This window comes from Pedobacter sp. D749 (assembly GCF_019317285.1).
GTDB lineage: Bacteria > Bacteroidota > Bacteroidia > Sphingobacteriales > Sphingobacteriaceae > Pedobacter.
This window is the reverse complement of the sequence record NZ_CP079218.1, coordinates 4,736,845-4,762,995: the sequence shown is the minus strand read 5'-3', so window position 1 is coordinate 4,762,995 and position 26,151 is coordinate 4,736,845. Positions and strand designations below refer to the sequence as shown.

General features: G+C 35.4%; 27 protein-coding genes. All 27 read left to right on the top strand.

The window, feature by feature from the left end; genetic code table 11:
• Position 1 precedes the first annotated feature (1 nt).
• The 27 genes from KYH19_RS19465 (at position 2) to KYH19_RS19335 (ending at position 25,960) form a co-directional block, all read left to right on the top strand.
• Entirely contained in the window at positions 2 to 2,923 is a 2,922-nt protein-coding gene (locus KYH19_RS19465) for a hypothetical protein (RefSeq protein WP_219076310.1), read from the top strand.
• Between the two features lie 89 nt (positions 2,924 to 3,012).
• Entirely contained in the window at positions 3,013 to 3,876 is an 864-nt protein-coding gene (locus KYH19_RS19460) for a hypothetical protein (protein WP_219076309.1), read from the top strand.
• 46 nt (positions 3,877 to 3,922) lie between these two features.
• Positions 3,923 to 4,402, top strand: a complete 480-nt coding sequence (locus tag KYH19_RS19455) for a hypothetical protein (RefSeq protein ID WP_219076308.1) — start codon at positions 3,923 to 3,925, stop codon at positions 4,400 to 4,402.
• A gap of 36 nt (positions 4,403 to 4,438) precedes the next feature.
• Positions 4,439 to 4,681 carry a hypothetical protein gene (locus tag KYH19_RS19450; RefSeq protein ID WP_219076307.1) on the top strand — a complete coding sequence of 81 codons (243 nt, stop codon included), beginning with the start codon at positions 4,439 to 4,441 and terminating at the stop codon, positions 4,679 to 4,681.
• Positions 4,682 to 4,714: 33 nt separating this feature from the next.
• Positions 4,715 to 5,158, top strand: coding sequence for a hypothetical protein (locus tag KYH19_RS19445; protein ID WP_219076306.1), 444 nt, complete (start codon positions 4,715 to 4,717; stop codon positions 5,156 to 5,158).
• A gap of 889 nt (positions 5,159 to 6,047) precedes the next feature.
• Positions 6,048 to 7,007: a hypothetical protein gene (locus tag KYH19_RS19440; protein ID WP_219076305.1), complete on the top strand. Its 960-nt coding sequence runs from the start codon at positions 6,048 to 6,050 to the stop codon at positions 7,005 to 7,007.
• A 166-nt stretch (positions 7,008 to 7,173) separates the two neighbouring features.
• Positions 7,174 to 7,380, top strand: coding sequence for a hypothetical protein (locus KYH19_RS19435; protein ID WP_219076304.1), 207 nt, complete (start codon positions 7,174 to 7,176; stop codon positions 7,378 to 7,380).
• Positions 7,381 to 7,400: 20 nt separating this feature from the next.
• Entirely contained in the window at positions 7,401 to 8,081 is a 681-nt protein-coding gene (locus tag KYH19_RS19430; RefSeq protein ID WP_219076303.1) for a hypothetical protein, read from the top strand.
• 116 nt (positions 8,082 to 8,197) lie between these two features.
• A complete protein-coding gene (locus KYH19_RS19425) occupies positions 8,198 to 8,503 on the top strand; it encodes a hypothetical protein (RefSeq protein WP_219076302.1) in 306 nt (101 codons plus the stop codon).
• Positions 8,500 to 8,862: a hypothetical protein gene (locus tag KYH19_RS19420; RefSeq protein WP_219076301.1), complete on the top strand. Its 363-nt coding sequence runs from the start codon at positions 8,500 to 8,502 to the stop codon at positions 8,860 to 8,862. Before KYH19_RS19425 ends, KYH19_RS19420 begins: the two co-directional genes overlap by 4 nt.
• Before the next feature lie 277 nt (positions 8,863 to 9,139).
• On the top strand, positions 9,140 to 10,162 hold the full coding sequence (locus KYH19_RS19415; protein WP_219076300.1) for a DUF2931 family protein: 1,023 nt from the start codon (positions 9,140 to 9,142) through the stop codon (positions 10,160 to 10,162).
• A gap of 176 nt (positions 10,163 to 10,338) precedes the next feature.
• Positions 10,339 to 10,527 carry a hypothetical protein gene (locus KYH19_RS19410; RefSeq protein WP_219076299.1) on the top strand — a complete coding sequence of 63 codons (189 nt, stop codon included), beginning with the start codon at positions 10,339 to 10,341 and terminating at the stop codon, positions 10,525 to 10,527.
• A 104-nt stretch (positions 10,528 to 10,631) separates the two neighbouring features.
• Positions 10,632 to 11,291: a hypothetical protein gene (locus KYH19_RS19405; RefSeq protein ID WP_219076298.1), complete on the top strand. Its 660-nt coding sequence runs from the start codon at positions 10,632 to 10,634 to the stop codon at positions 11,289 to 11,291.
• Between the two features lie 498 nt (positions 11,292 to 11,789).
• Complete coding sequence (tssD, locus tag KYH19_RS19400; protein ID WP_121284523.1) at positions 11,790 to 12,185, top strand: type VI secretion system tube protein TssD; 396 nt, start codon at positions 11,790 to 11,792, stop codon at positions 12,183 to 12,185.
• Between the two features lie 116 nt (positions 12,186 to 12,301).
• Positions 12,302 to 12,697 carry a type VI secretion system tube protein TssD gene (gene tssD, locus KYH19_RS19395; protein ID WP_132399601.1) on the top strand — a complete coding sequence of 132 codons (396 nt, stop codon included), beginning with the start codon at positions 12,302 to 12,304 and terminating at the stop codon, positions 12,695 to 12,697.
• Positions 12,698 to 12,783: 86 nt separating this feature from the next.
• Positions 12,784 to 13,503 (top strand): hypothetical protein, encoded by a 720-nt coding sequence (locus tag KYH19_RS19390; protein WP_219076297.1) that lies wholly within the window; start codon positions 12,784 to 12,786, stop codon positions 13,501 to 13,503.
• A gap of 1 nt (position 13,504) precedes the next feature.
• Positions 13,505 to 14,350, top strand: a complete 846-nt coding sequence (locus KYH19_RS19385; protein WP_219076296.1) for a hypothetical protein — start codon at positions 13,505 to 13,507, stop codon at positions 14,348 to 14,350.
• A 23-nt stretch (positions 14,351 to 14,373) separates the two neighbouring features.
• Positions 14,374 to 16,191, top strand: coding sequence for a type VI secretion system Vgr family protein (locus KYH19_RS19380; protein ID WP_193422750.1), 1,818 nt, complete (start codon positions 14,374 to 14,376; stop codon positions 16,189 to 16,191).
• A gap of 18 nt (positions 16,192 to 16,209) precedes the next feature.
• Positions 16,210 to 17,490, top strand: a complete 1,281-nt coding sequence (locus KYH19_RS19375) for a hypothetical protein (RefSeq protein ID WP_193422752.1) — start codon at positions 16,210 to 16,212, stop codon at positions 17,488 to 17,490.
• Between the two features lie 38 nt (positions 17,491 to 17,528).
• On the top strand, positions 17,529 to 22,088 hold the full coding sequence (locus tag KYH19_RS19370; protein ID WP_193422755.1) for an RHS repeat-associated core domain-containing protein: 4,560 nt from the start codon (positions 17,529 to 17,531) through the stop codon (positions 22,086 to 22,088).
• Positions 22,089 to 22,090: 2 nt separating this feature from the next.
• Positions 22,091 to 22,513: a hypothetical protein gene (locus KYH19_RS19365; RefSeq protein ID WP_193422757.1), complete on the top strand. Its 423-nt coding sequence runs from the start codon at positions 22,091 to 22,093 to the stop codon at positions 22,511 to 22,513.
• A gap of 262 nt (positions 22,514 to 22,775) precedes the next feature.
• Complete coding sequence (locus tag KYH19_RS19360) at positions 22,776 to 23,387, top strand: Imm25 family immunity protein (protein WP_255562478.1); 612 nt, start codon at positions 22,776 to 22,778, stop codon at positions 23,385 to 23,387.
• A 113-nt stretch (positions 23,388 to 23,500) separates the two neighbouring features.
• On the top strand, positions 23,501 to 23,707 hold the full coding sequence (locus KYH19_RS19355) for a hypothetical protein (protein ID WP_193422761.1): 207 nt from the start codon (positions 23,501 to 23,503) through the stop codon (positions 23,705 to 23,707).
• Between the two features lie 19 nt (positions 23,708 to 23,726).
• Entirely contained in the window at positions 23,727 to 24,080 is a 354-nt protein-coding gene (locus KYH19_RS19350) for a cyclopropane-fatty-acyl-phospholipid synthase (protein WP_255562477.1), read from the top strand.
• A 103-nt stretch (positions 24,081 to 24,183) separates the two neighbouring features.
• Positions 24,184 to 24,705 carry a hypothetical protein gene (locus KYH19_RS19345; RefSeq protein ID WP_219076293.1) on the top strand — a complete coding sequence of 174 codons (522 nt, stop codon included), beginning with the start codon at positions 24,184 to 24,186 and terminating at the stop codon, positions 24,703 to 24,705.
• 193 nt (positions 24,706 to 24,898) lie between these two features.
• A complete protein-coding gene (locus KYH19_RS19340) occupies positions 24,899 to 25,423 on the top strand; it encodes a hypothetical protein (RefSeq protein WP_219076292.1) in 525 nt (174 codons plus the stop codon).
• 102 nt (positions 25,424 to 25,525) lie between these two features.
• A complete protein-coding gene (locus tag KYH19_RS19335) occupies positions 25,526 to 25,960 on the top strand; it encodes a hypothetical protein (protein ID WP_219076291.1) in 435 nt (144 codons plus the stop codon).
• Positions 25,961 to 26,151: the final 191 nt, after the last annotated feature.

The window sequence follows — 26,151 nt, the reverse complement described above, 5'->3', positions numbered from 1 at the left end:
GATGAAAAAAATTAAAAGTTGCTATTACGAAGTAGATGGTAAGAAATTTGTCGTTGGTGATAATTCTTCAGTGCTGATGCTGATAGGAAAAGACCATAAATTTTTTGTGGATTTTGAAACCAATGAGAATTTTGAACCAAATTTTATCCCTACAAAAGAAACAGCTAGAACTCAAGTAAAATGGGCATATATTTTAAGTTATTCCTTTTCTAAGCTTGAAACAAATAAAGCTAAACAAGACGTTTGGGGTTATTTCATTAAGGAAAATGGTACGGTTCCGATAAAGAAATACGGGATTGATAAAAACTATATCCAGGGAACCCAAATTTCATTTTCACCTGTTGCACAAGATAGTCCAATTTGGGAAGGTACAGGATATGTGATGCTTTTATTTATAGATGAGCCTGGTGATGGTATCGCTTTTCCTTTTATGGCGGTGAACCAAGCTCCTGAAATTAGGGGCCACTATTTTGACAGACAAAAGAATATCGAAAATAATCCCGAGGTAGGAATTAATGATGGTTTTTATAATTATAATACGACCATCAAGCTGTATTTCTCTACCCACATGCTCCCTATTAAAGGCCTCAATGGCAAAAATCTTATTTCAGCTGGCATTAATTTAGATCTTTCAGCCGAATGGAAAGATTTAAGCCTTACGATTGAACTATTAGATGAAGCTGGTGATGGCCAAACAACGGCAAGTACCATAGCAAGGGCATACAGCTGCGATCCTGAATATAAGTTCATATTAGACAAGCCATTGGTTGAATCAGAATTAAATAAATACGCTGAAGAACAATCGGGTGTTAGTACAAATGCAAATTGTAGTTTTGAAGTGCCTATTACTATAGAATTAGATTGGAAAGATAAATTTCATAAAAATCATAAGGCGGAACCCACAAAAAAATATTATGTGATGATCGTCATTAAAAATAAAAAGAGTGGGAAGATCTATACGTCTATGCCAAAAAACTCGCAATGGGTACAGACGGTCGATAATAAAATAGAGGAAATACCAACGAGTCATTTTTTTGCCGTAAAGTACAATAGCTTAGATGTTATCTTAAAGGAGCTTGAGGCAAAAAAGAAAAATCAGATACAATATATTGGTGATGTTCAGTATACAAGGAAAGAATATGATCCTTGCGGCTATTCTAAGATTGAAATTAGTGATGAGGCAGATGAAGATAGAAAGCCGTTTGTTGTTTTTGACGAAAATAAATTGGCAGACAGTGGAGATAAAACTTCACAAACATTTGATATTATTCGGGGTGATGCCAAAAAAGATGTATTAATTTCTTTAAAAGAACTACATAATAAAAGCGTAATGTGCATGGGAGTAATGTTACCTAAAGATCAAAAGCACAATGTCAAAGAAAATATTTTCTTAATGAATACTGTATTGGCAGCTAAAAAGTTAGGAAATGATTACGAAAGAATTGAAGACAAAAAACATAAAAAGCAATTACGAAAATCGGGCATTGAAGTAACAACAGAAAATGAAAACGATACCGATGTTATAGTTGATGAACAGCAACCGGCATATGATGTTGAAAAAGTACAAAATTTAGTTGCTGGTACGGATTATGAATATGCAGGAGAAGATAAATTAAAGCTAAAGCTCAAATATCTTTATAACAAAAGTTATGATAATGCCATCCTCAAAGCCATAGGTTGTGAAATTGACGAACAATATTCTGCGGCCAACTTAAAAGTTAAAGAAACGGCATGGGTGGCAAGATATATTTTTTGGAAAGATTACTTTGTTCAACAGTACTTCGTGCCTGTATCCACTTGCAGGTATCCCAATCAATTAGTAAGGACAAGGGTTTTTCCTAATTTGGAATGGTGGATTAATGTGAAATATGAGACGGAAGAACCAGTATATGTAAGGCAGACCCCTAATTACAAGCATAGAGAATTTTTTACTGAAAAAGGTCAAAATAAGAAACTTAAAGAAAGTAGGTTAAAAGAAAAGGAAAAAAACTGGAAGATAAAAAAATATGAATTGGATTTTGAAGCTGGTTTTAAAATTGATGGTGAAGAGAATCCCCTAATTCCCGGAGATGGATTTCCTCTTTTAAATGCTATAAATTTTTTATTGAAGGCCTACGAAATATTTAAGGAAATTACTTTTGCTGATGAAGCAAAAGAAGGAGAGGCCGCTATTGCAAGCGGAACAGCAAAAACTACAGATGGCTCACCTTCTAGTAAAAAGATGGCGGCACGTTGGAAGCTGAGGAAAGGAAGGGGGCTTCCACTCAGAATAGAAGTATCCACACCTGCGTTTAGTGGTGGAATACAAGGTAAGTTTGCTCAGAGTAAATCTAAACCAAATGAAATGGGCGCATTTTATTCTTTAGAGTTTGCTGCAAAACCGCTTTTCGGAATTAAAGGTGAATTAGATTTGTTGTTCTATGCTCAGTTTATTGGGCCTATTGGCCAAGCGATGTATAGACTATCGCAAATAGTTAAAAAAGTAAATTATTTAACTTTAGGAGCCGTAAGGATTGATTATTACATAAATGTAGGGGCAAAAGTTGATTTTAATTTAGAAATTAAAGCCTTGGAATACCATAGTGTTGATGGCTGGGATGGTGGTGAAATCCAATTTTATATTCCTATTGAAGTATATCTCAATGCAGGTGTTGATGTAAATGCAAGTATAGAAGGAATTGGTTCGGCTTCCGCCGACGCACGTATAGAAGGAAAAGCCGAATTTGAGGTTAGGGCAACCCATGATAAAAGAAATAATAAATGCCCAGCTTTGCTGAAATTTAATGGACTGACCGGCAAGGTCTGGTTAAAATTTAGCGCGAAAGATGACGCCAAAAGTGAAGACGGAGAGCCGGAAGAAGAACCTGATCATAAATTCTCAATAATAGACCCTAAAGATCCATGGAATATAGATATCATATGAAAATTAGTTTAACAATATTCTCAATTCTGATGATTTTTTGTAATTGCCAACAAAAATCACAAAATAACACTAATAAAAACTCAGAAAAAATGAATAGACAAGAAAGTGCTCGTCCAGCCACAGGTAAAATAGGCTATATAGTTCACGTTAATGCGTTATCTCCTTATGAACTTTATTTGGATGATATACTTATTGATTCCTATTATAGAAATAACATAAGCAATACAACTGAATTGAATCCTTATTTATTAGGCAATGGAAAACATACCTTAAAAATCAAGTTTCTTCCTAAGCAAGATTCTTCTGATCAAATGGTATTGCCAAAAGACATCATTTTTAATGAAACCGCAAGATGGCATATTTATTTTTCAAAAATTGTTTCAGACAAAAATGCTCCACTAGGCTACTCAAATGAAATAGACTATGCTAAAAGCGAGTTGAAGATTCAGGCACCTCCAGAAAAGGTTCCTTTTTGGGAACAGACTTGGGAGGTAGATGTTAAAGGTTTACCTTATCAGGTAAAAGGTTGGAGTGAAAGTCAAGATTTGAAAAAAATAGATAAAAATGTCCTGCAAAAGGAGGTAGTTGAATATTTTTCTAATCTAAAAGATTTGCTCAATACTGGGAAAATTGATGATTTCCGTAAGCTGTGTAAAAAGAGAGACGAGGAATTGGATGTTGTTACCTATACCACGCCAGAAGATTCAAAAATTGATTATCAAAACAATAAAGAAAAAATGTTGAAACTATGCCCTGGAAATATGCAACCATTTGATAATTATGAAATGAAAATCTATGGAAATGGCAAGTTGGTTACACTGGTTATACCCAATGGTAAGTATAAAAACTGGACTGCTTTGATAAGTAAAACGCCCAAAGGAAGGATAACAAGTTGGGGAATATTATTACACAAACCTAAAGGCTCAAATACTTTCGAAATTATTAGAAAATAAAGCAAAACAGAATTTGAACCTTTGTAAGGTATTAGTTAAAATAACATTGGAAAGAACAGACCATGGATATTTAGAGAATGAGTTGAAGATCAAAATCTCTCCAAATTTTCCGAGAATAAATCCGAGTGATCAATTGGAGATTTTTGAAGCACATAACGACTTTAAACATCTAAGTATTCTTTCCCTTTTACTTACAGCGCTTTTATATTTTGTAGACCCGGCCTTATTGCTTGTATTTTTTTTTAACATCATTTTTATTGGCATACGCTACCTGTGGAATTTTAAGTACACATTTAAGAAGAAACCTTTAATAGTTATAAATAGTATAGGCATTACAGAAAAAGATCATTTATATATTTGGTCAGAAATATTTGATCTTTCTTGTTCAGAAGAATTTAATAACGAGAGGGGAATGTTTACTAGTACGCATTTTAGGTTTATCTATCATGGTGATGTGAAAAAAAATTATGTTGGTGGGTATGATAAATCCATTGAAGAAATTATTCATTATGTAGCAGTGTTATGAGTATAAGTAGTTGAAAAGTAAAGGTGATAACCCAGTTTGGCAGGAAGAAAGCCAATTAAACTTGCAAGGTCGATTTCAAAGTTAAGTCTGAATAGTTTCTTTGCCTATCGAAAATTATCAAATTATATTTTAGGTGGAGGAAAGTTAGTCGCAGTTAGAATTCCCAATGAACCAATCGGATTAAAATTCATTTCTGATGATGAAACGGAAAGTGTAATCTACGAACAGGCAATTTTCCATAGAAAGAATATAGGTGATGCACTTACTTTAATAAGATAAATTATAACGTAGAATATGTTCTATAAAATTTATTTGGAAAATAACGATCTCATTATTGAAACATTTTTGTTAAAAGAAAAAATCGCCATTAGTTCAATTGATGATATCATTATTTCATACCATCGTGGACGGAATGAACATAAGCTATTTACTTACTTTGATAAACCGATACAATATGAATTGACCAGAAGATCTTGGTTTTATCAAATGTTATTTCAAATATTTTTAGCATTTAATACAGAAAAATTTAGAATTTATCGCGCTTATGACAATGAACTTATTACTAGTATGTTTAGTTTGTTAAAGCCTTATCTACCTCCACTTATTGAAACAAAAGATCTTGATTTAGCTCATAGCTTTACATGGATGACTTATGATGAGGGTGGACAATTTAAGCAAATGAAACTTGTTTATAGTAGGGAAGGCTTAGGTTTGAAAAGAGTAATGTTGAAGCATAAGATATTATTGGAAAAATAATAAATAGTTTGGAGTGGATAAAATAGGCTTAAATTAGTCTCTTAATTTGATGGAAATAGCTATTAAAGTATGATTGCCAGAAGAATTTCAACTATTCTATTCTGCTATTTCCTACTTTTTAGGCTCTATGTTGTTTGCTCGTTATTCTATTTCTTCATTACCCAAGAAACTAACGAAAGCTTAATCAGGAATACAAACGATGGTTATCAACTGACTATTTTCCAGCTTGAATTTTATTTTTTCCTTATCGTTTTATACAGTTTCAGACCATCACGGTTTAATAAAACCATTATTAAAAGCTACAAAAAGGGAGGAGCTGAAAAGTTATCGAAAAAATCTTTTTTTTGGATCGTTTATATAGGAGTACTACTTGCCGTCTTCGGGATACCATTATTGATTCTCAAAAATGCATTAGGAAATGTACTTGATGTAATTACAAAAGCCAACTATTACATAATTGAAAATACAAGCTTATTGATGATAGCAATTATGTTTTTAGGCCTTAATATGTTGGGCTTTTACTACGATTTTATCAATGCTTTTGATCATGCCAAAACCCAGTTTTTCCGATTTTTATTCGCATTTATGTTAACGGTTCCAGTTTCGGCATTTCTATATTTAATTTCTGTTGTACTTCAGATAAAAGCTGATGCCTTGATAATCATCTGTTTGGCATTTAATCTTTCTTTTCTTTTTCTCAGTATTATGGGCTATTCGAATAAAAATAAATTAAAGGCTGTTAGAATTAATTCTAAGTAATGGATTCTTTAAAGATTGAATCCTAGATCTTTGTTGATGGATTGCAGATTAATATTTTTCCGGATTTTCCAAATACTGCATAAAGAATCTGAATAAGAAAACAGATTTTTAAATTTAAATAAAGTAGAAGATGAATAAGCTAATAAAATTAATTGCAATAGGAATTTACATAAGTTTAGAATGTTGTGCACAGAACAAAAAAGATATAGCAGCTGAAAATAGAATCCTGGAAAAAATAGAATATCAAAAAGAGGGTATGTTGTTTAAACTAAAGTATGAGCATTTAGATTGTTCGTACGAAATATTATTGAATGATATGCCGATCATTACTTATTTTGGATTAGGTGAGAGATCAGATTTAACGGTTGATATTAACCAATATATTCTAAAGCCTGGAAAACAGGAAATAACAATAAGAATGTTTCCTGCAAAAAAAGAGGAAAACCTTTTTGTCTCATCTCTTTCTAAGAACTCCTTTGTTAAAATAGATATTACAAAAAACAAAGAGCCGATGACTATGCTCGATCAGTTAAATGCTAAAAGTAAAAGAAACGAATATAAGTGGGAAACATTAGTATATAAAACACCTCAATTAGAGAAGCCTATGCCATATTCAGAATATAAAACTTCATTTGAAGTGGATGCTAAAGACATTAATTGGAAAATTGTGGGTTGGAGTAAAAGTAAAAAATTAATCAATGATCCAAATATCCGTAGAGAAGTTGATGAGTTTTATGACAATTACAAAAAAGTATTGGAAGAAGGAAATCAAAATAAATTTCTTTCATTAGTTAGAAATACAATTTATGAAGAAGCAGCATCAAAACCCTGGAATAAGGAAATTGAAAATCAGCTTACAAAGAATATGAGCGATTATGCCGTTGAGAAAAGAAATTTTATATATCCATGTAAGAAGGCAGAGTTAAAATTTTTTGGAAATGGGAGAGTGGTAACTTTAGTGTGTGCAGATACACTTACTTTCGGATATTCTTCGCTGATTTCTAAGACTGCTAAAAATACAATACCCAAATCACACACCTTCTATCTGCATAAACCCGAAGGTAGCGATAAACTCGAAATTATCAGATGACTATAGCAAATGTTCAGCTTAAAAGTTATAAGCCAACATTACTGGAAATAGAAACAAAGTGTCTTTTGCATTTTCGTCCACATAGCAAATACAATGGCGAATTTAGTTTCGGTTGGTCAGGCTTGGTGATTCCTTAAATAAAGGTGATGTGTGGTATAAAAACATCATGAGCTATTACGAGACCCCGAAAAAAGCAAATGGTGATTACGATTATTGTAACCCTAAATTTATACAAAAGACTAAAGCATATGACAATAAATATATTTTTAAAGAATTTACAACAGATAACATTATGGATTATTACGGTAAAACTGCAATAAAGGCCAGGCAGTTATATAAGTGGCAATGGGAGCAGTTATGGGAAAAGTTATAAAAGTTATTCAAATAAATTTGATGCTTTGGCTCTTGGTTTTAGCATGTTCGTGCCGGCAAACCAAGTCGGGACAGGTAAAGCAAGAGGATATACCCAATAAAAAAATTAAAACTGTACAGGAAAAAGAACCACAAAAGAGAAAGTTTGATGTTGACAATTACGAAAAGCGGATGATCGCAAATCCGGACTATGAGGGAAGGACATTGGAAGATGGATCTTATCTAAGTGAATATTATATTCCTAAGTCCAATGTAGATGCAGAGCCTTTTACCCGCAAGGCGGCTGAGCTTTTTGTAGAACGGATTGAACATAAAGATGGGTTTAATGAATTGATTTCTTATTACAACAATGGAGACATTCATGAATACAATAAATTTTTTTCGATCGAACTTGAAGTGGGCATCTGGAAATATTACGATGAAAAGGGCAACCTGACCAAAACAGTGGATAAGGATTTGGGTTATAAATTTACCCTGAGCGATGTGATTACGTTTGGTAAAAAGAATGATGTCGATTTTCATCAGGATGGCAACTTACAGCGGGGTTTTAGTGACCGGTTTAAAAAAAATGTCTGGACCGTAACCTGGATTGAAGATTTGCCGGCCGGAGATCGTGTTCAGCACGTTTGTATACTGGATGGTAATAGTGGTGATGTCTTGGAACGTCAAAAGCGCCCCGCACCAATACGCAAAGTAAGTTAGATGTTTTTATCGATTTGGACCTATTTTCATACTGAAAAGCCTATAGATATTCCAGATAAAACAAGGAAGATCGGCAGAGTTTTTTATTTATAAACCCAATAGTTAATAATTGTATAATGAAAAAGTTGAATTTTATTTTTTTGATATGTAGCCCGTTTTTATTCCAGTCTTGTCAAGGTCAAAATCTTGATTTAGAAAAATTATCATTGCCAATTAAAGGTGATGATCTAAAAACTTTAAAACTATCAAGTTCAGGTGCAGGTATAGGAACACAGGAGGTGCAATATACTTCTTATGTTCCCGATGCAGATAAAAGTATCGGGTTTGGTGATGTTGTTGCACCTAAATCCGCTTCGAGCTCTGAATCATTGGTCCGCTTTTTTTCTAAAAAGAAGGAAGTACTTTTCAGGGTTATACATTGAATCTGTTCAGCCCTGATGCTTTCGAAAAAACTTTAGCTTACCTGTTGAAAAATAAAACCCAGTTTAAGCTTGTGTTTGATGATGGGGAAGATACCGAAGAAAGGGCAAGGGTTTTTATCTCCAATAGCAATGGAACTACTTATTTATTGTTATCCAGATTAAATGGTGAAGGCAAAAAAACAGGTTATATAGATGGAGTAGGTAAGGGGGAGGAAGCTTTGTTATCTTCCAGAATAGATGTGTCATTTGGTTATTACGAAGCCTTTCTTGAATATAAAAACATAAGTCAGGTAATCTCAGCTATCTGGATTTCCTTCGAGAAACCAATAATGAGCTGTACAAACAAAGCAATAACCTAAAACAATAATTATGTCAAAGCCTTATTATCTTTAGAGTTATAAGTTTTACTGGTTCCATACTTAACTTTTTACTTTGCATTTGTTGAAATTAATTATCAAAGACAGACTTGTGATCTTGGCTTAATTTCGTTGTACTTATTTTATCTGCTGATTTTCATTCTTTTAATAGAAACAGTAATACCACTAAAAAGAATAGTTCGAAATCTGTTGCTAATTTATGTGTTTTTATTTTTTGATGCTTCTGATTTAGTTAGCCTACGTCAATACCAAAATAAATATGAAAAAAATACTTAACTGTTTACTGTTATTTGCTATAATATTAATCTCTTGTAAAAACAAACCTATGATGGTCAAATACGAATGGCTTCCAACATCTAGCGCACCTGAATTATACCCAACGAATATCTGTAACGGCAGTTTTGCTTTAGAAGATGGAAAAAGTGTCTATATACCTACCTCAGGAATAAATCATACAGGTTGGGGCTATGCAGGCCCTTTACATTCACAAGGTGAAGATTTAAAGGCATTACCTGTAAAATTGAGCATAACCTGGGCATCGTTTCTGGAAAAAAAATTTTATACAGGCAGTTGGGATATGCCAATTGATAAAATAAAAAAACTCTTTGAAAAAGGAACCATAGATTGGCGAGGTGATGGTACCCATCCTTCAAATTATTCATTAATAACCGTTGGCTGTACACCAGGTGGACTTGTAATAGTCTGGGTTTATGGCGATGACCAACAAATAGAAGTAGCTCGTTTCCAGGCAACAGAAACAAACTTAGCAATAAAGGATGTTGTGCCATCAAACCCCAGCCTTACACTGGAAGAATATTTTGATGTATCCAAATCTGTTCCACAAGCCTATGAAAACCTAAAGAAAGGTGGGATTCAATATGGTATTTGGGATACATACAGAAAAAAATACGACTGGCGTGCCCGCATAGAAATTCCAAATCATAAACTAATTAATGTGGGAATCGAAATGTTTAATGGGGAAGAAGAAACTTTATTTAACGAAACAGTAATAAATAACACTTTTAAACCAAGGGCGGTACCAAGATTAATCGATTTTATTTTTGAGAATAAATCAAAAGCTCAAACTGTTTTTCAAATTAAATATTTCGACGAGGAAGAAATATTTAATTTATTCAAGCAGGTAGATGCTACAAAGCCTATCGAGGTCGTTTTGCGAATGAATGAAGATTTAAGTAACCGCAGACTGGTTTTTAAACAGGAAGGAAAAGAATTTACCATCCGAAAAATAGATCTGGAAAACATGTGGAAGTATGAACAATAGAGAATATATTACAACAGTGCGCTCAATGTATGCGATTTGAACAGTGTTAGACAAAAACGAGGTTCAATTCCTATTTAGCAATAACGTTGCACAGCTTAAGCCATAATTAGTAGCTGTCTTAAATTATGTTCCAAAAAGCAACATTAATGGCATAAGTATGGTCAGAAACAGGAAGGATGGAGTTATCAGTAGAGCAAATAAGTAAAGATTTAAGATTTAAAAAAGAATTAGCTATTTGGGGAAAATATAAGACCACTGAAGGTGAAAATAGAGGATGGTTTTCAAAATTATACCTCCATATCCCTAAAGGCAAAGACACTTTTGAAATTTTATATAAAGGTGGAAGATTTGACGATTTCTCTTAAGCCTTAGTATAAAAATGGTTTACTGCCACATTTTAACCAATGCGCTCAAAATGAAAATTTCATATTTATTCTTGTTTAGCATATTGCTCATTTTTTCAAATTGCATGGGACAACATAGCGGCACTAAAAGTTATTCGTTAAGGAAAGAATATGGCTTGCATGGTGCTGTAAAGGAAGTATCTACTTATTTGTGTAAAGTAAATAAACAGGGAATTCTTTCAGATACTGGCAATGCTTTTGGGAAGTACAAATTAACTTTTGATGAGCAGGGTAATGGTCAAATAAATTATAGAAAACGTACAAATGAGAATGGTGCGGTAATTATATACGAAATGATTTATGCTGGCAAAGGAAAAAATGTAACCTACAAGGAGCGCATTATTATTGATGGTAAACAAGTAGAAGAAGCAGGCTATAAATATGTTTGGTCAGATGACTTGAGCTATAAAATCGTAAAGCAAAATGATACCAGTGATGTTCAGATCTTTACCCTGAATAATAATTTTAGGATTATTAATTTTAAACTTAAGCAAGGGGATGTTGAGCATAATTACAAAACTGATGAATTGATTAAGAATAATAGGGTAGAGAAGACGATTACATTAAACGAAAATGCAGAAAATGAGATAACAAAAAGCTTTGATGTTATGGTGATGAAGGAATTCGATGAGCACAATAATCCTACTAAAATTTATTCGTACGACAATTTAGATGAAAAAAACCCTATTGTTGTCGTCTTTAAGCAGTACAAATACTATAAATAAAATAGCTTTTCGAATTCTTCTCCTCAATGCCATCTTTAACAGGCAAAGCAAAAAAGCAAATCCTCAAAATATAGTCAAGCCCTTACGCTCAGCGATGTAAAAGTGCCGAACAAACCAGGACTGGGTGTCACTATTACGGGTTAAGTTTCTACTTTTCAATAGAATGTCTCCGGTTGGAAAGACACGCTACTATGTAAAAACTCGTAGCTGTCTTTAATTATGTTGCAAAAAGTAACAACTTGCCCTAAAATGCTACAATGCTTTGCTCTATTGCATGTAGTAAAAATAAGACGTAAATTTATTTTGAAAAAAAAATACACTTTTTTCTTCACAATAATCTGCGTTTTCTATAGCGTGAGCCAAGATTTTTAATTTTATCGACTCTGTTACTCATTATATATGAGTGAGATACACAATAATTGGCTTAATATTTGGTTTATACTTAATGTAGCGGAGGCTACGAAAAATCCAATTATTTAACCTTTAAATTTTAAAACTATGGCTTTCAAAGCTAGATTAAACTTTTCAGGCAAGGAGTACGATGTACTTCATTGTGCCTATGCGTTAAACCGTGATGTAGATGCTAAAGGAAGACCCTCTTCCGGAGTTTACGGCGGTACCATCGATATTGAGATCGAATCAACCGAAGACACCTCAATAATCGAGGCGATGGTAAACAACCAGTACAAACCTATTACAGGAACCCTTCTGATCAAAAAATCGGAAGAAGATGCCAAAATGAAAGAAGTTAACTTCGAGGATGGCTACATTGTTAAATATTCCGAAGGGATCAACATTGTTGGCGATCACGCGATGACGCTCAAGTTCCAGATTTCTGCCCGCAAGCTTAAATTAGGCAGTGCCGAGCATGTTAACGATTGGCCAAAAGCCTAGAGAAAGGTTGAGGGTAGAAAGGTTGAAGGTGTAAGGTTTAAAACGCCATGCTCTTCGCTCCACGCCAACCGCTCAACGCAATTCATTCATTTTAAAAACATTTAAATTTTACTACAATGGCATTCAAAACCCGTTTAAACTTAGGATCAAAAGAATTTGATGTACTACAGTGCAGCTTTTCATTAAATAGAGATGTAGACGCAAAAGGCCGTCCATCGTCAGGTGTTTATGGTGGTACCATTCACATCGAAATCGAATCAACTGAAGATACTTCAGTGATTGAATCAATGGTTAATAATCAGTACAAACCACAGGCTGGTAGCATTACCTTCAAAAAAGGCGAAGAAGATGCAAAGATGAAGGAACTTACTTTTGAAGATGCCTATATCATTCAATATAGCGAGGGTATTGCAGTAAATGACAATACACCGATGACTTTAAATTTTGTGGTATCTGCCCGTAAACTAAAACTGGGCAATGCTGAACACGAAAACGATTGGCCAAAAGCTTAATCTGATTTAAATCGTTATTAGTTTCCGGCTAAGCTGGCACTAATAACGATTTTTTTGTTTTTGTGGCATGATAAAAAGAGCTACCTATGGCTACCGATTTAGAATACATAAACCTGTTCAATTCCTGTACAATTGCTCCGTTAAAAACTGCAGAGATCAACCGGATTATTGATGATAAAATCTTAAATCATAAATCAAGATATCAGGCGGTAAGAAATAAACTGCTTAATTTAACCGAATATACTTATCGAAATGCCTGCTTTCTAACCGAACCGGAAGATAGCTTTCTTAAAAAGAATCCAAAAATTGCAAATAGCTTTTTTAACAGGTCATTTTCAGATACGGGCCTTTTCTCTGAAACAACTGGTATACCATGGTATTTTATTGCCTGCGTACATTACAGGGAAAGCAATTCTGATTTTACCAAACACCTGCACAATGGCGATCCACTAAGTGGTTTTACCAGGCAACACCCTGCAAACCGGCCAAAAATTAGTCATGGTCCACCATTTACCTTTGAAGAAAGTGCTGTTGACGCTTTAAAATTACGTGGTTTGGATAAAGAAACAGTTTGGTCGTTGCCGAAAGTTTTGCTTCGTTTAGAGCAATATAATGGCATAGCGAAGGCCTATCAAAATAATAACATCAATTCGCCATATCTGTGGGGTGGCTCTAACCTTTATACTAAAGGCGGTTTCCCCAGAGATCATGTTTTTAGCCTCGATTATGTAAATAAACAAATCGGAACAGCCGTTATTTTAAAGGCTATGGAAAATAGGGGATTAATTAATATACCAAGGCAATAATATGAAAATAGCAGGCATTTTATTTTTCTCTTCGGTATTCCTGTTTTTTTCATGTGGTGCAAAACATGAAGATAAAAGGGAAAGTACAGCATATAATGCCGATTCTGTAATACAGGATAATAAAAGCACAAAGAATACCGAAGCAGATTCACTTGAAAAATTAGCGGCTAAAATGGTTGCTTCAAGAGAGAGTTACCTCAATGATGGCGATACCAAAGCTGAAGAAATTTTTATCAAAGCATTCATTAGCGCGCTCGAGAAGCCAAATGCTTTTGAAAATGACTTTGCTTCGTTAAAAGCGTACGAAATTAACGTATTAATTGCCGACGATAAAAATCTTAAAGTGTTTTACTGGCTTTCACCTTATTCGGGCTCTATGTGGCACGTACAGAATATCGTTCAGTATAAAAACGAAAATAATGTAGTTACCGCAATCTCATTTAACAACCTTTATAAAGACAAAGACGATGAAGGGAGCCCAACTCCATTTTTTGAACATATATATAGTTTAGATACCGCTCCTCAAAAAACATATCTCTTTACGGGCTATGGCCAAATGAGTGGAACGGAGCCCTATAGTGTAAGCCATACATTAGTAATTAATCATTCAGAATTTAGCATTGAAAAGCCATTGTTCAAACTCGGGAAGGTAGTTAAAACACAATTGTTTGCCTCTGCCGATCTTAAAGAAGGTGAGGATAAAGAAAAACTTACGGCCAAATTGGCCATGAAATATAACCCTAAAGATAAAACCATCAGCTATCCCGACGTTAACGAAACAAAAAACGGAGCTATTTTTAATGGAAAAAGAAACGTTTTAACGTTTCGCGATGGAATGTTCAGGTAGTCATAAACTATTATTGAGTTGATATGGAAAAGAAATTAATCACCGAAATAAATATAGAAGATAAGGCAATTACCCATTTTGCCTCCTTCAGCTTAAAGCAGGCCTTTAATGTTCATCATTATTTTGAGCTGCGGTTTAACCATGATCAGATGGGATTGCCTGGAATGATTAGCTTAAATGATAGTCGCGATTTTGTAGGAAAAACCCTTACCGCTTCCTTCGGTTATGATGCGGGCAATTTACAAGAGTTTGTCGGTTTGGTAACTAAGGTAGAACTGGCACAAAGCCATGGTTATCATGGTGTGTTAATCGTGAGTGGGTATAGTCCAACCATTTTGATCGATCGGGGGGCAGATTTAGGCTCTTATCTTGATAAAGATTTAAATAGCATTGTAAATCTTGCCACTTCAGATGTGCCTTCGAATGATATTAAAATCGTAGCCAACGCAGCCAGAAAAGAACCTATTGACTACCTGATTCAATATCGCGAAAGTGATTTTGATTTCCTGAACAGACTTTCGGGCGAATACCACGAATGGTTTTATTATGATGGTAAACAACTGAATTTCGGTAAGCCTGACGATCAGAAAGAAGTTGCCCTTGTTTATGGCCGCGACGTGCAAAACCTGCAGTATGCCATGGAAATTGCGCCGATTAAAAACAAACGTTTTGCCTATAATCCCAAACAGGATGAAATGTTGCAGAGCGAAAGTAGTGGCGCAAGTGATGGATCACCAGACCTGGCGCATGCCATACAGGTATCAAACACCATGTACAGCAAAACATTTAATCAACCTGCACTTATCCGTGTGGATAATAGCAATGATATTAAAAGCCATGTGCAAAACGAAGAAAAAGCACACATCAGCAACCTTTTAAAGGTAAATGCCAGTGGCGATAATGCTGCTTTGGGTATTGGCAGTATTGCCGAAATTACCATGAGTATCAGAAAGGAACTTTCATTTTCTACGGAGAGTCTGGGAAAATTCCTGATCACTACTATTAATCACGATATTGATGGTACTGGAAAATATTACAATACTTTCGAAGGCGTGGTAGCCACAACAGAACGGCTTTCGGTGAAAAACTACACTAAACCAAACCCTGATATGCAATTGGCAGATGTGGTTGATAATGCCGATCCGCAAGGCCAGGGCCGTATTAAAGTGAAATTTAAATGGGAATGCAAAACCAATGATGTAACGGAGTGGCTACGGGTAATTACACCAGATGCCGGAAGTAGCGATAAAGTGAGTAAAAACAGGGGCTTTGTATTTATTCCGGAGATTGGCGACCAGGTAGCGCTAACCTTTGAAGAAGGAAACATTGCACGGCCGATTGTTTTGGGTTCTGTATTTCATGGCAAAAGTGGAAGTGGTGGCAGTTCCAGCAACAACAGCAAAAGTTTAACTTCTAAAAGCGGGCATACCCTGACCATGGATGATGGGGCAGGTATGGTTATGAAAGATAAAGACAGTAATTTTATCGAACTCGACGGAGCGGGTAAAGCCGTTTTCGAAACCAAAGAATCGATTCTGATCAAATGTGGCGAAAGCAGCATTTTTATGGATAAAACCGGTAAGATTATCATCAAAGGAAAAGATATTTTAACCCTTGGCGAGAACATCGGAAACTCTGCCAAAACCAGTATTGGCATTGGCGTGGGGCCAGAAGATGGTACACCAACCTCTGGCATTGGTATAGAAGCCCAAACTTTAGATATAGGTACGAAAACACTTTCAATGAGTGGAGAAAACGAGGCTAACCTGGCTTCCAAGAAGATTAATGTAGGGGGTGAAAGCGAAACGAATATCCGCAGTGGAACGATCAATCTAAACTAATTTTGACATTAAAGCTCAATGAATCCGGTACAACTCGAATTATTTAAAATAGATAAACAATGGCAACAAGTAGTAAGGAAGCATCCATCAGAAACGCTTTTTCTTTGCCTGGGTGAGCGGCATGAGGTAAATTTATTTGAGGCCTACTTTAAATATCAGTTAACAGAAGAAAGCAGGACCGATGACATGTTTCTGCTCCATTACCAGGAATTTCAAAGCGTAAATGATTACGGTAAAAGTTTGGTTAAAGAGTGGAAAGAGATCTTTGATTTATGGCAGAAAGATAATGGTAAAGGGATCGTTTGGGATGTAGATTCAGGTGAAAACGAAGCGTATAAAACCGACGCTTATGTGCCTGTTGTTGCTCTGGAACGGCTCTGTAACATTTATCCTGATTTAAAGTTGAAAAAAATATATGTTCAGCTGGCGCCTACAAGCATTAATGATGTTTCCGGGCTTTCTGAATGGATTAACGAATGGTGCAATTGTATTAAAACGGCAAATAACCAAAATATTAAGCTGGTTTATACGGAACATCATACACACCGTACTTTAAAAAAATTAAAACAGGGAACCGAATTCAGGATCAATATTGATGTGAACCAGTTGATGCAAAATGCTGCGGCGCATACCAACCGCGAAAAGAACGATCCCGAATCCGATTACCAGCAACAGATATTAACCGCCAGTAATTATTTAAGCAAAGGCAAACATGAACAGGCAAATGCCGTTTTGGAGCGGGCAATCGTAATTGCACAAAAACAGGGATTACATGAAGCGGTGGTTGCAGCAAGGATCATGCTGGCGCAAAGCTTAGCTGTAAAAAGCAAGAAAGCAGAAGCACGGCAACAATACGAATTGGCCCTGGCGCGCGCCGGAGAAAGCTCGCTGTTAAGCGCGCATGTCCACATGAGCTATGGTAGTTTCCTTTTGGCACACTCGGGTAAGGAGGAAGCCAAAAGGTATTTTGAAAAGGCGATTAAAATCGCTGAGTTAATTGAGAACAATTTTATCGCAATGGAATGTACCCGGTTGCTGGGCCAGCTTTCTGAAAGTAAAATAACTGGCTCTTCAAAAGCAATGGGCTATTATTTGAAGTGTTTAGAAATTGCAAAGAAAATGCCGATAGAAAAGCGGCGACAAAGTTCGATGGCTTATACCGCATCGATCATATTAAAAAAATATGGCGAAGAGAGTCCCGAAGGTAAAAAATTAGATCTGGAGATGCAGCAGGATTACGGAGAGGATTGGAAATCAATGGCAGAAGTGCCAAAGAACCATGCCAATCCATTATCCTAAAGATGATCGGTGATGACATCACCCTAAAAAAAATGCAGATGAAAAAGATTAAAGCGAGTAAACCGAATATGTCTACCGATAGGTCATTAAGCCTATCTGCAAGCTTAACCAAAGCCGAACCAAAAGCAGTGGGTGGCGGCGGTGGTGCTGTTGCCCCGGGCAGCAATCCGCCTGCAGCAAAAAGCCCCTTAAAGCTTTTAAAAGCTAAAAAGCCAGCTATGACCAATACTGCGGTACAGCATGTAAGTAAGCATTTCGATGTGGTACTGGCTATCGATTTCCATTGGACAACCATTCCCATTCCACCATCATTTGGCTTTATTCCACTGCCATTACCACACCCATTTATTGGTATGGTGTTCGATCCGATGGATTACCTCCGTTTTAATATTCCCGTACCAAAATTTGCACAGGGTTTAATTGGTATGCCCAGTATCCCAATGGGTGGTTCAATTTTTGTACATGGCAGGCATAAAGCCACTACAACCACCAGTGTGATGGGTGTTTTGCTTCCATTCAGGCATATTACCTCTATACCCGTTTATTTTATTGTAAACATTCCTGGTTCACCGCATGAAGGCGAAGTATATTGGGGTTCCACTACCGTTTTAGGTCAGGGTTCAGAAATGAGTGGTTCTAACCCAGGCCAGGTTCTTACCTGCTGGTGTCCGCCAATGGGTTTAAAACCGCTCCCAACCGTACCAGATAAATTAAAGAAAAATCCATTGGCTTATTTCGCTTTTTATAGCGATTTACTAAGCATGTACGTGCAAATTAATACTGGTAAACCGGTGTTGGTTGGTGGTACATTTGCACCGCATAATTATACACTAAAAGAATATTTAATGCGCTTCGCAGCCATTGGTATTATGAGGGGGCTAACCAAATTGGGAGGGGCGTTAGCAAAAGGTGCGCTTAAGGGTGTAAACAAGCTTTTAAAAAACATGCTAGGAGAAAATCCCTTATCAAATAAGCTTTGTCATTGGGGGTTCGAACCTGTTAATTTCGTTACAGGAGCTATGTTTTTTGAATGGACGGATTTCGAACTGCCTGGTGGCCATACATTGGCCTGGAACAATGTATGGCGTAGTGATAAACCTTATAAGGGCATGTTGGGCAACCAGGTATATAACAATTATGATCTTTACATTTACCCTGATCCGGAAGCCGGCATTGCAGGGTTTAGCCACCCAACTGAAAATATGGTGATGCCTTTGCCTTATATTGAGCCATATTCAGGCAAACAATACGATCGTGCACAAAAGGTCTGGATGGAAAGGCCAGATGAAAATACTTGGATACTTACCATCGATCAGGATATTTATACTTATACTCTTTTTAGCGGGGGGCCAGATGGCGATATCTACCGTATAAACCATATCGAATATACCAATGGCAGTCAGCTTACCTTTTATTATCAAAAACAACTTTTAACCCGGATTGTCGAAAACTCTGGTCGTGTGCTCGAAATGAAGCATAATGAATCTGGTACTGCCATTAACGCAGTTTATTATCACTATAAAAATACCAGCGACTTGTTGGTGAGTTACGATTACGATCAGCGTGGCAACATGATCAAAGTTTACGATCAGGCGGGCAAAGCCATCAGTTTTGAGTATGATGACCATAATCGGGTAGTTAAAAGAATCAACCGAAACGGAATGGCTTATTTCTGGACTTATGACGCAGAGGGCCGCGTAATCCACACTGAGGGCAGAGATGGTTTTATGAGCGGATCGATAAGCTATTTCCCGGAGGAAGAATATAACGAAGTGTACTACCGGGATGGTAAAATAGAACGTTATTATTATGATGAAAACGATCTGGTTTACAAAAAGGTGGATGCCATGGGCGGCGAAACCTGGTATGAGCACGATCGCTATAACGAAGAAAAAATGGTTTCGAGCCCTGAGGGCAGGGTAATCGGCTATGAATATGATGAACGCGGGAATATTATTACCTATCATACCGCAGATGGCGAAAAATATCAATATGCCTACGATGAAAACAATAACCTCATTTTGCGCAGTGATCCGGCTGGTTCAAATGAAACCTGGTTATATAATGAGCAGAACCAACTGCTTAAACATGTTCAAAAAGACAATAGGGTAGTCGATTTTTATTATACCGATGGACAGAAATTACCGGTATTTTGTCGTGATAATGATGGCTATGAAGTTCATTGGACATATAACAGTTTAAATCAACTGACCGAATCGGTTTCGAGTGAAGGCAATATCCGCCGCTGGACTTACGATGATTATGGGCGTTTGATCCGTTTTAGTCCGGATGGTGATCAAACCACAATTTGGGAACGCGATGATATGGGCCGTGTGGTTTTGGTAAAAGATTTTGGGGAAGAAGCCCTGCGCTTCGAATACGATGCCTACGATCTTCCGGTTTACGCTACAGATGGGCGTGAAGAATGGTACATGACCTATACCCCAATGGGTAGCTTAAAAACACAAAAAAGAAGCAGTCAATCCTCCAGTCAGAACATCCAGACCCTTCATTTTACCTATGATCAATGGGAAAATTTAAAGGCCATTACCAACGAAAAAGGTGAAGAATATCTTTTTTTAAGGGATGCCAATGATGATGTGGTGAAAGAAATTGGCTTTGATGGGCAGGAGCAACAATACATCCGCAACCAGGATGGGCAGGTCATTAAAACCATACAGGCCGATGGTAAGACCATTTACCACAATTACGATCTGAGCGGCCGGTTGGTGTATAGCAGCTATGAAGATGGTACCTACGAAGCTTTTCAATACAATAAGCTCGGTTTGCTCATTGCTGCAGAGAACGAACTTTCTTCAGTTAATTTCAAGCGGAACCCATTGGGTATGGTTACCCAGGAAATACAGGATGGCTATCAGATCAATTATCAATATGATGTCTTTGGCAGCCTAACCAGTTTAAAAAGTTCATTAGGTGCAGCTATTCAATATGATTATGACGAAATAGGTTATCTGAATGGTATTGCCGCGAAAAGTAGCGGGTCAGCAGAATGGACTGCAACCATTGGCCGTAACAAAAACGGACAGGAAACCAGCCGCAGTTTAAGCGGTGGGGTTAAGGCAACATTCGATTACGACCACGAAGGTCATCCAATCAGTCAGAAGGTAGAAGCCAGCCGTTCCATTACCGCGTTTAAACAATATGCCTGGGGGCCGAATGATAAACTGAATAGCTGCTTAAATAGCATTACGGGTGGCAGCATCAATTACAGGTACGATACTTTTGGCAGTCTGTCTTCGGCAAGTTATAGCGATGATGGCAAAGTGATCTATAAAAATCCTGATGAAACCGGGAACTTATATAAAACTGCTGATCGCAGTGATAGGCGTTACGATAAAGGTGGTAAACTGCTTAAAGATGACCAATGGTATTACCGTTATGATGCCAAAGGCAACTTGGTACAAAAAAGTAAACGTAACATTATCGGCTTGGCAAAAGAAGAAATTGCCGAAACAGAAGATAATGGCTTATTTGGCAAAAAATTAAACTGGGGAATGGCCGATCCTGATATCCCTAAAGCGGAAACGCTGGATATCTTAGCAGATGCGGAACCCGATTTACCAGAATGGAAAGAGGGCGACTGGGCTTTTGCCTGGGCGGCCAACGGGATGATGAAAGCCGTTAAAAATCCACATGGCGAGATCATCAGTTTCGAATACGATGCCTTGGGCAGAAGGAAAGCCAAAATTGTTAAAAATACGGTGTATCGCTATGTGTGGGATGGTAATTTACTGCTCCACGAATGGAATTACCCTTTAAGCGAACGGCCTAACCTGGTGGTTGATGAAGATGGATTGCTCAGCTACGATAAAATGGAGTCACTGGGCAACGATTTAATTACCTGGGTGTACGATCAGAATAAATTTACCCCAAGTGCCAAAATCGTTAATGGCCAGTATTATTCTATTATTAGTGATTATTTGGGCACTCCAGTACAAGCTTATGATGATGCCGGTAAAAAAGTGTGGGATTGCGAACTTGATATTTATGGAAAAATCCGTAAACTCAGCGGTGATCGGGAATTTATGCCATTTAGGTACCAGGGACAATATGAAGATGTAGAAACGGGGCTGTATTATAATAGGTTTAGATATTATGATCCGGAAAGTGGGAATTATATGAGTAAAGATCCGATTGGATTGGAGGGAGGTTTATCTCATTATTCTTATGTAATTGATGTAAATTTGTGGTTAGATGTATTTGGCTTAGTACAGGGAGGATCATATTACAAAGTAAGATCATCAAATATTGGTGGCGAGGTTCATCATGCGCCTGCAAATTCAATATCCCCTTTGAGTCATGGTAAGGGGCCCGCCGTGTGGATGGAAAAAGCAGACCATAAGCTAACAGGAAGTCATGGAAGTAGGGGTTTGTCCGGTAAAATGTATAGATTAAGGCAATCTCAATTTATAAATAAAGGCAAATGGAACAAGGCATTAGAAATGGACATTGTTGATATTAAAACCCAATTTGGAAATAAATACAATGCTGGTTTAATCGAAATGATTGATTACTCCCATAAAAAAGGTCTGATCACTAAAAGCCAAGCAAAAACATTAAAAATTAAGTGTAAATAATTATGGATATTTTAAATCAAGAATTCAATATTGTTCCATATCAGTCGGTGGGTCCAATTAAATTCGGAATGTCAAGAAAAGAAATAGAAACGCTATTCGGAAAGCCTCAAAAAGAGATAAAGGATCTGCTGGAAAGATCCGAACTTATCTATGGGGATCTATCCATTAAGTTAGCAAAAAAAACAGGAGTAAATGAAGTGTCATTCAATAAAGATCCATCCATTAATCTTATATATAATGATTTAAACATCTTCCAAACTGAAGATATTATTGAGAAACTTAAACAGGTTGAAAAGCCATTTAACTCGGTCGGTTTCAAAGTTTTTTTTGAAATTGGTTTAGCATTAACAGGTTTTAGTAAAAAGAAAGATGATAAAACAGCATCTATATTTGCGAAGGAATTGATCGCTTTATGGAAAATATAAGTCTTTAATGCCATAAAGAAAAATGGATTTGGAATCCGTTGAATTAAGTGGTTTAAAGGTTTGGAATACTTTTAAACAGACCAGCTAAAGCCTTGTGTTAGTGAAATAAGGTTTGATGTTATAGAAAATACGTAAACTTAGAGGTGATAGAAACTTTGTGCCATTTAGGTATCAAGGCAGTATGCGGTTGTAGAAGAATCACATTGATAAAGATATATAATGGAATTACAAGAACTCATGGAAAAACTTATAAATGATAAATATGAAATCAGGATTTCATGATGTAGTGAACGATTTCGAAATTTTAATAAAAGAATATGAATTCAAGTTACCAAAGAAGCTTTGGTATGACAATATTGTTGTTCTTTCAAAACATATTGAAAGTATTTTTTATTGTTTTATCATCGCGAGAGTTAATAAGTTAGACGGTTCTTTACAAAAAGATCTCTGGGTCGGCCCTTTAAATAGGCCAGATGATGGACTTGAAAATCTTTCCGCAAACATAAAAGTTAAAATCGGATATACACAGGTTTTAGAAGAGGATTTTTTCAAAAATTGTGAAAGTAAAATCATTAATTTAATATCTGGTCAGAGACTGACTTACTTAGTTAATAGTTCGAAAAAAGAATTAGAAAAACCTTCCTTTAATAATTATAGGTATACTGTTTTTACAGCGTTTATTTTGCCATTTTGCAAAATCGTTATTTCAGCTGCAAAAGAAGAAAAAAAACTAAATAGTAAGAAAGAGGTGGGTTTGATAATCGAAAAAATATTTCCAGAATTAACTGGAGAGATGAGTGATTTTTTTAACAAACTTGGTGTAAAAGGAACAAAAGAAAAAATTTGGGAACTTTGTTATATATATTCTCTATAATGATTGAAAGATAAAATCGCGGAATTCTTAGGGTTAACTAAAAGATTATCTAAGAGGTTAATTACTACTATACTGAAAACAGAGAAAAGGTTGATGAAATAACAATAATCCATATGGAAGATTATAATATTGCTGAAAAAATGATATTGAAGGTAGATGCGTTAGATGTAAATTCAACTACGAATTTGATGTTGGAAGTGATATCTGATCAATATTTAAAAATTCAAGATACCTTATTTGAAATAGAATCTACAACCAATTATGATATTGAATATCTTTTGAAGGCTCTTGATGTTTTGTCAGAGTATGTGGAAGAATGATTTACATCTTTTAAACCTAATGGATAAAAATAGAATTATTAATCGAATTGGTTGGGTAACGCAAATGAAGTCTGCCCCTCCTTTAACAAAAGAGTACATAGAAAGACAGTACCGCTTTTTCGAAAATCAGGTATGGTTTTTAAAGGAAAATGGTTTTACAACTAGAATGATTTTGAAAAAAGGTGAAAAGGCAAACGATGATTCAGAAATAAAGGTTGGTGATCTGACTGAAGAAGGATTAAAATTTTATCTTTTTGGTATAAGAGCATGGATAGCCAAATACGATAAAGCCAAAGATAGAGACAAAGCAATTAATGATTTTGCTTTCATCGAAAAAAAATTAGCTGAATTTAAAGCTAAAGAGGGTGCATAATTAAGATGACATAGCTGTTTCGAAATCAAGATGCTTAATGATTGAGATATTGTGATAAGATAGCATAACAGATATAATCAGATAATCACTAAATTAAGTGGCAATGATGTTCGAAAAAAGGAATTCAGTCCTAATTTTTGAAGAATTTCAGGGTAGGGAAAATAAAATCAAGGATCTGATTAAAGTGCCAGTATCAGATCCTCTATATTTAAAATTTTTATCGGAATACAAAGGCCTTGAAATCACACCAGACATAGAAATATTTAGCTATGAAGATGCTTTAAATGAAAATAAATATATTGAGAAAAATTATCCAGAACTATATGATAAGATTTGGATAATTGGGCGAAGTGGTCAGGGAGACGAATGGTTTATTAATATAGAAAAATCAACAATTTTGTTTTACGATCACAATAATGGTGAATATAATTCTATTGATGAATTTCTTGATTTTTATATTAATTTTCTCGTATTTCTTCAGGCCGCTTTTTTATATCGGGAGCTTGAAGAACAATTAGACGATCATGAGGATAATTTGCCAATAGAAATCCAGGAGTTATTCGTTAGTAGTTTAGAAAAAATTAGCAATGATTTCTATTTGAAATATCCTTATAAATATTTTTGATTTTCGATCGAAGGCCTAAGATTAGAATTACTTGATCAAAAACAATTTGATTATACTTCGAATAATAACAATTCAGGAAGTTATCAGCGAAATATCAATTAGACTGTTTATAATTAATATCATAGAAAGAATTAATTTTAGTATACAAGGTATCGCCATGTAATAAAAATTTATTTTTCAAATGCCAATTGTTATGAATCATATAAAATTTACTAATACCCTTATAGCGTGTAATTGGCGATTTGAAGAAAATCAAGTGAAGATAAATACCGCTACAGCTGAAGATATGGTAAAGGAAAGAATATCTAAAACTCCTAAATCATTTCTTGACTTTGTCGAGTATTTTGATCTGCTTGCAAATGCTGAAGATAACATATGGTTTATTTCGTTAAAGGATTACTTTAAGCTAAATAATGGAGAGGGATTCGCCTGGAATGAATTTGAATTGCAAAGTTTAGAATATTCGAACGAAGAGGAGAAAAAGGGCGTGATCGAATTTTGGAACAACCATTTACCTTTCATGATGTCTGTTAAAAGCGACTATTCGTATGTCGCAATTGTTCTTGACGGGGAAAATAAAGGACATATCGTTACAGGAAGTGAACCTGAATATGAAGATCCGGTCACATTGGCTAATTCATTAGGGGAGTTTTTTGAAAAATACATATTGGTCTTGAAAGGAGAATTAGAAGAGCCCGTTCTGAAGCTATTTATTTAATTTCAATTCTTTTTTTCCAATTGATTATAATGCCTTAACTGGTTGTGAATTCTATATTAATCTTAATCCAACCTAATTTTTTAATTACATGTAGCAAAAATTATGGATTTAATTAATAAACACTTAAGCGGATTTGAAATTTTAGATGGTAAGTTAATAGGGAATTATTCAATTTCTATTAATGAACATATACCAATAATCTTTGATGCCGAAAAAAGCAATGCTAAAATTGAGGATTTTTCTGAATTGTTAGATGAGGCTGGCAGATTAGTTAATCAATTAACTGAAATGACACTTGATAATTTAAAAATGAACATTGCTGTTGAGTTGACAGATGCTGCATATTCAGAATCTGTAAATAACACAAGAGCTAAAGATTATTCAGATTTAAAGGCACAATTGAAGTTGAAAAATATCATCTTTTATCTTGATAATGTAATTTCAATGATTTTTGAGGCAAAAGAAGAATATCCAGATATGTTCATTTATTGCCAGGTAGATCAAGGTTTTGATATTGAGGATCTAGCAGTTCAATAAGCATATGTTATCTTGAAATATATAATGATGGGAATAGTGAATTATCCGTATCTCTCGTGTAAGGACCGTAGATACCGAGAACAAATGGACAATCGACGAAGTTGTTTCTGAAATCAAAAGTCAGTTTGGAGAGGATATTGATTTGTTGTTATAGTAGTAGCCTAAATTCTTAAGTTTAGGATAATGAATAG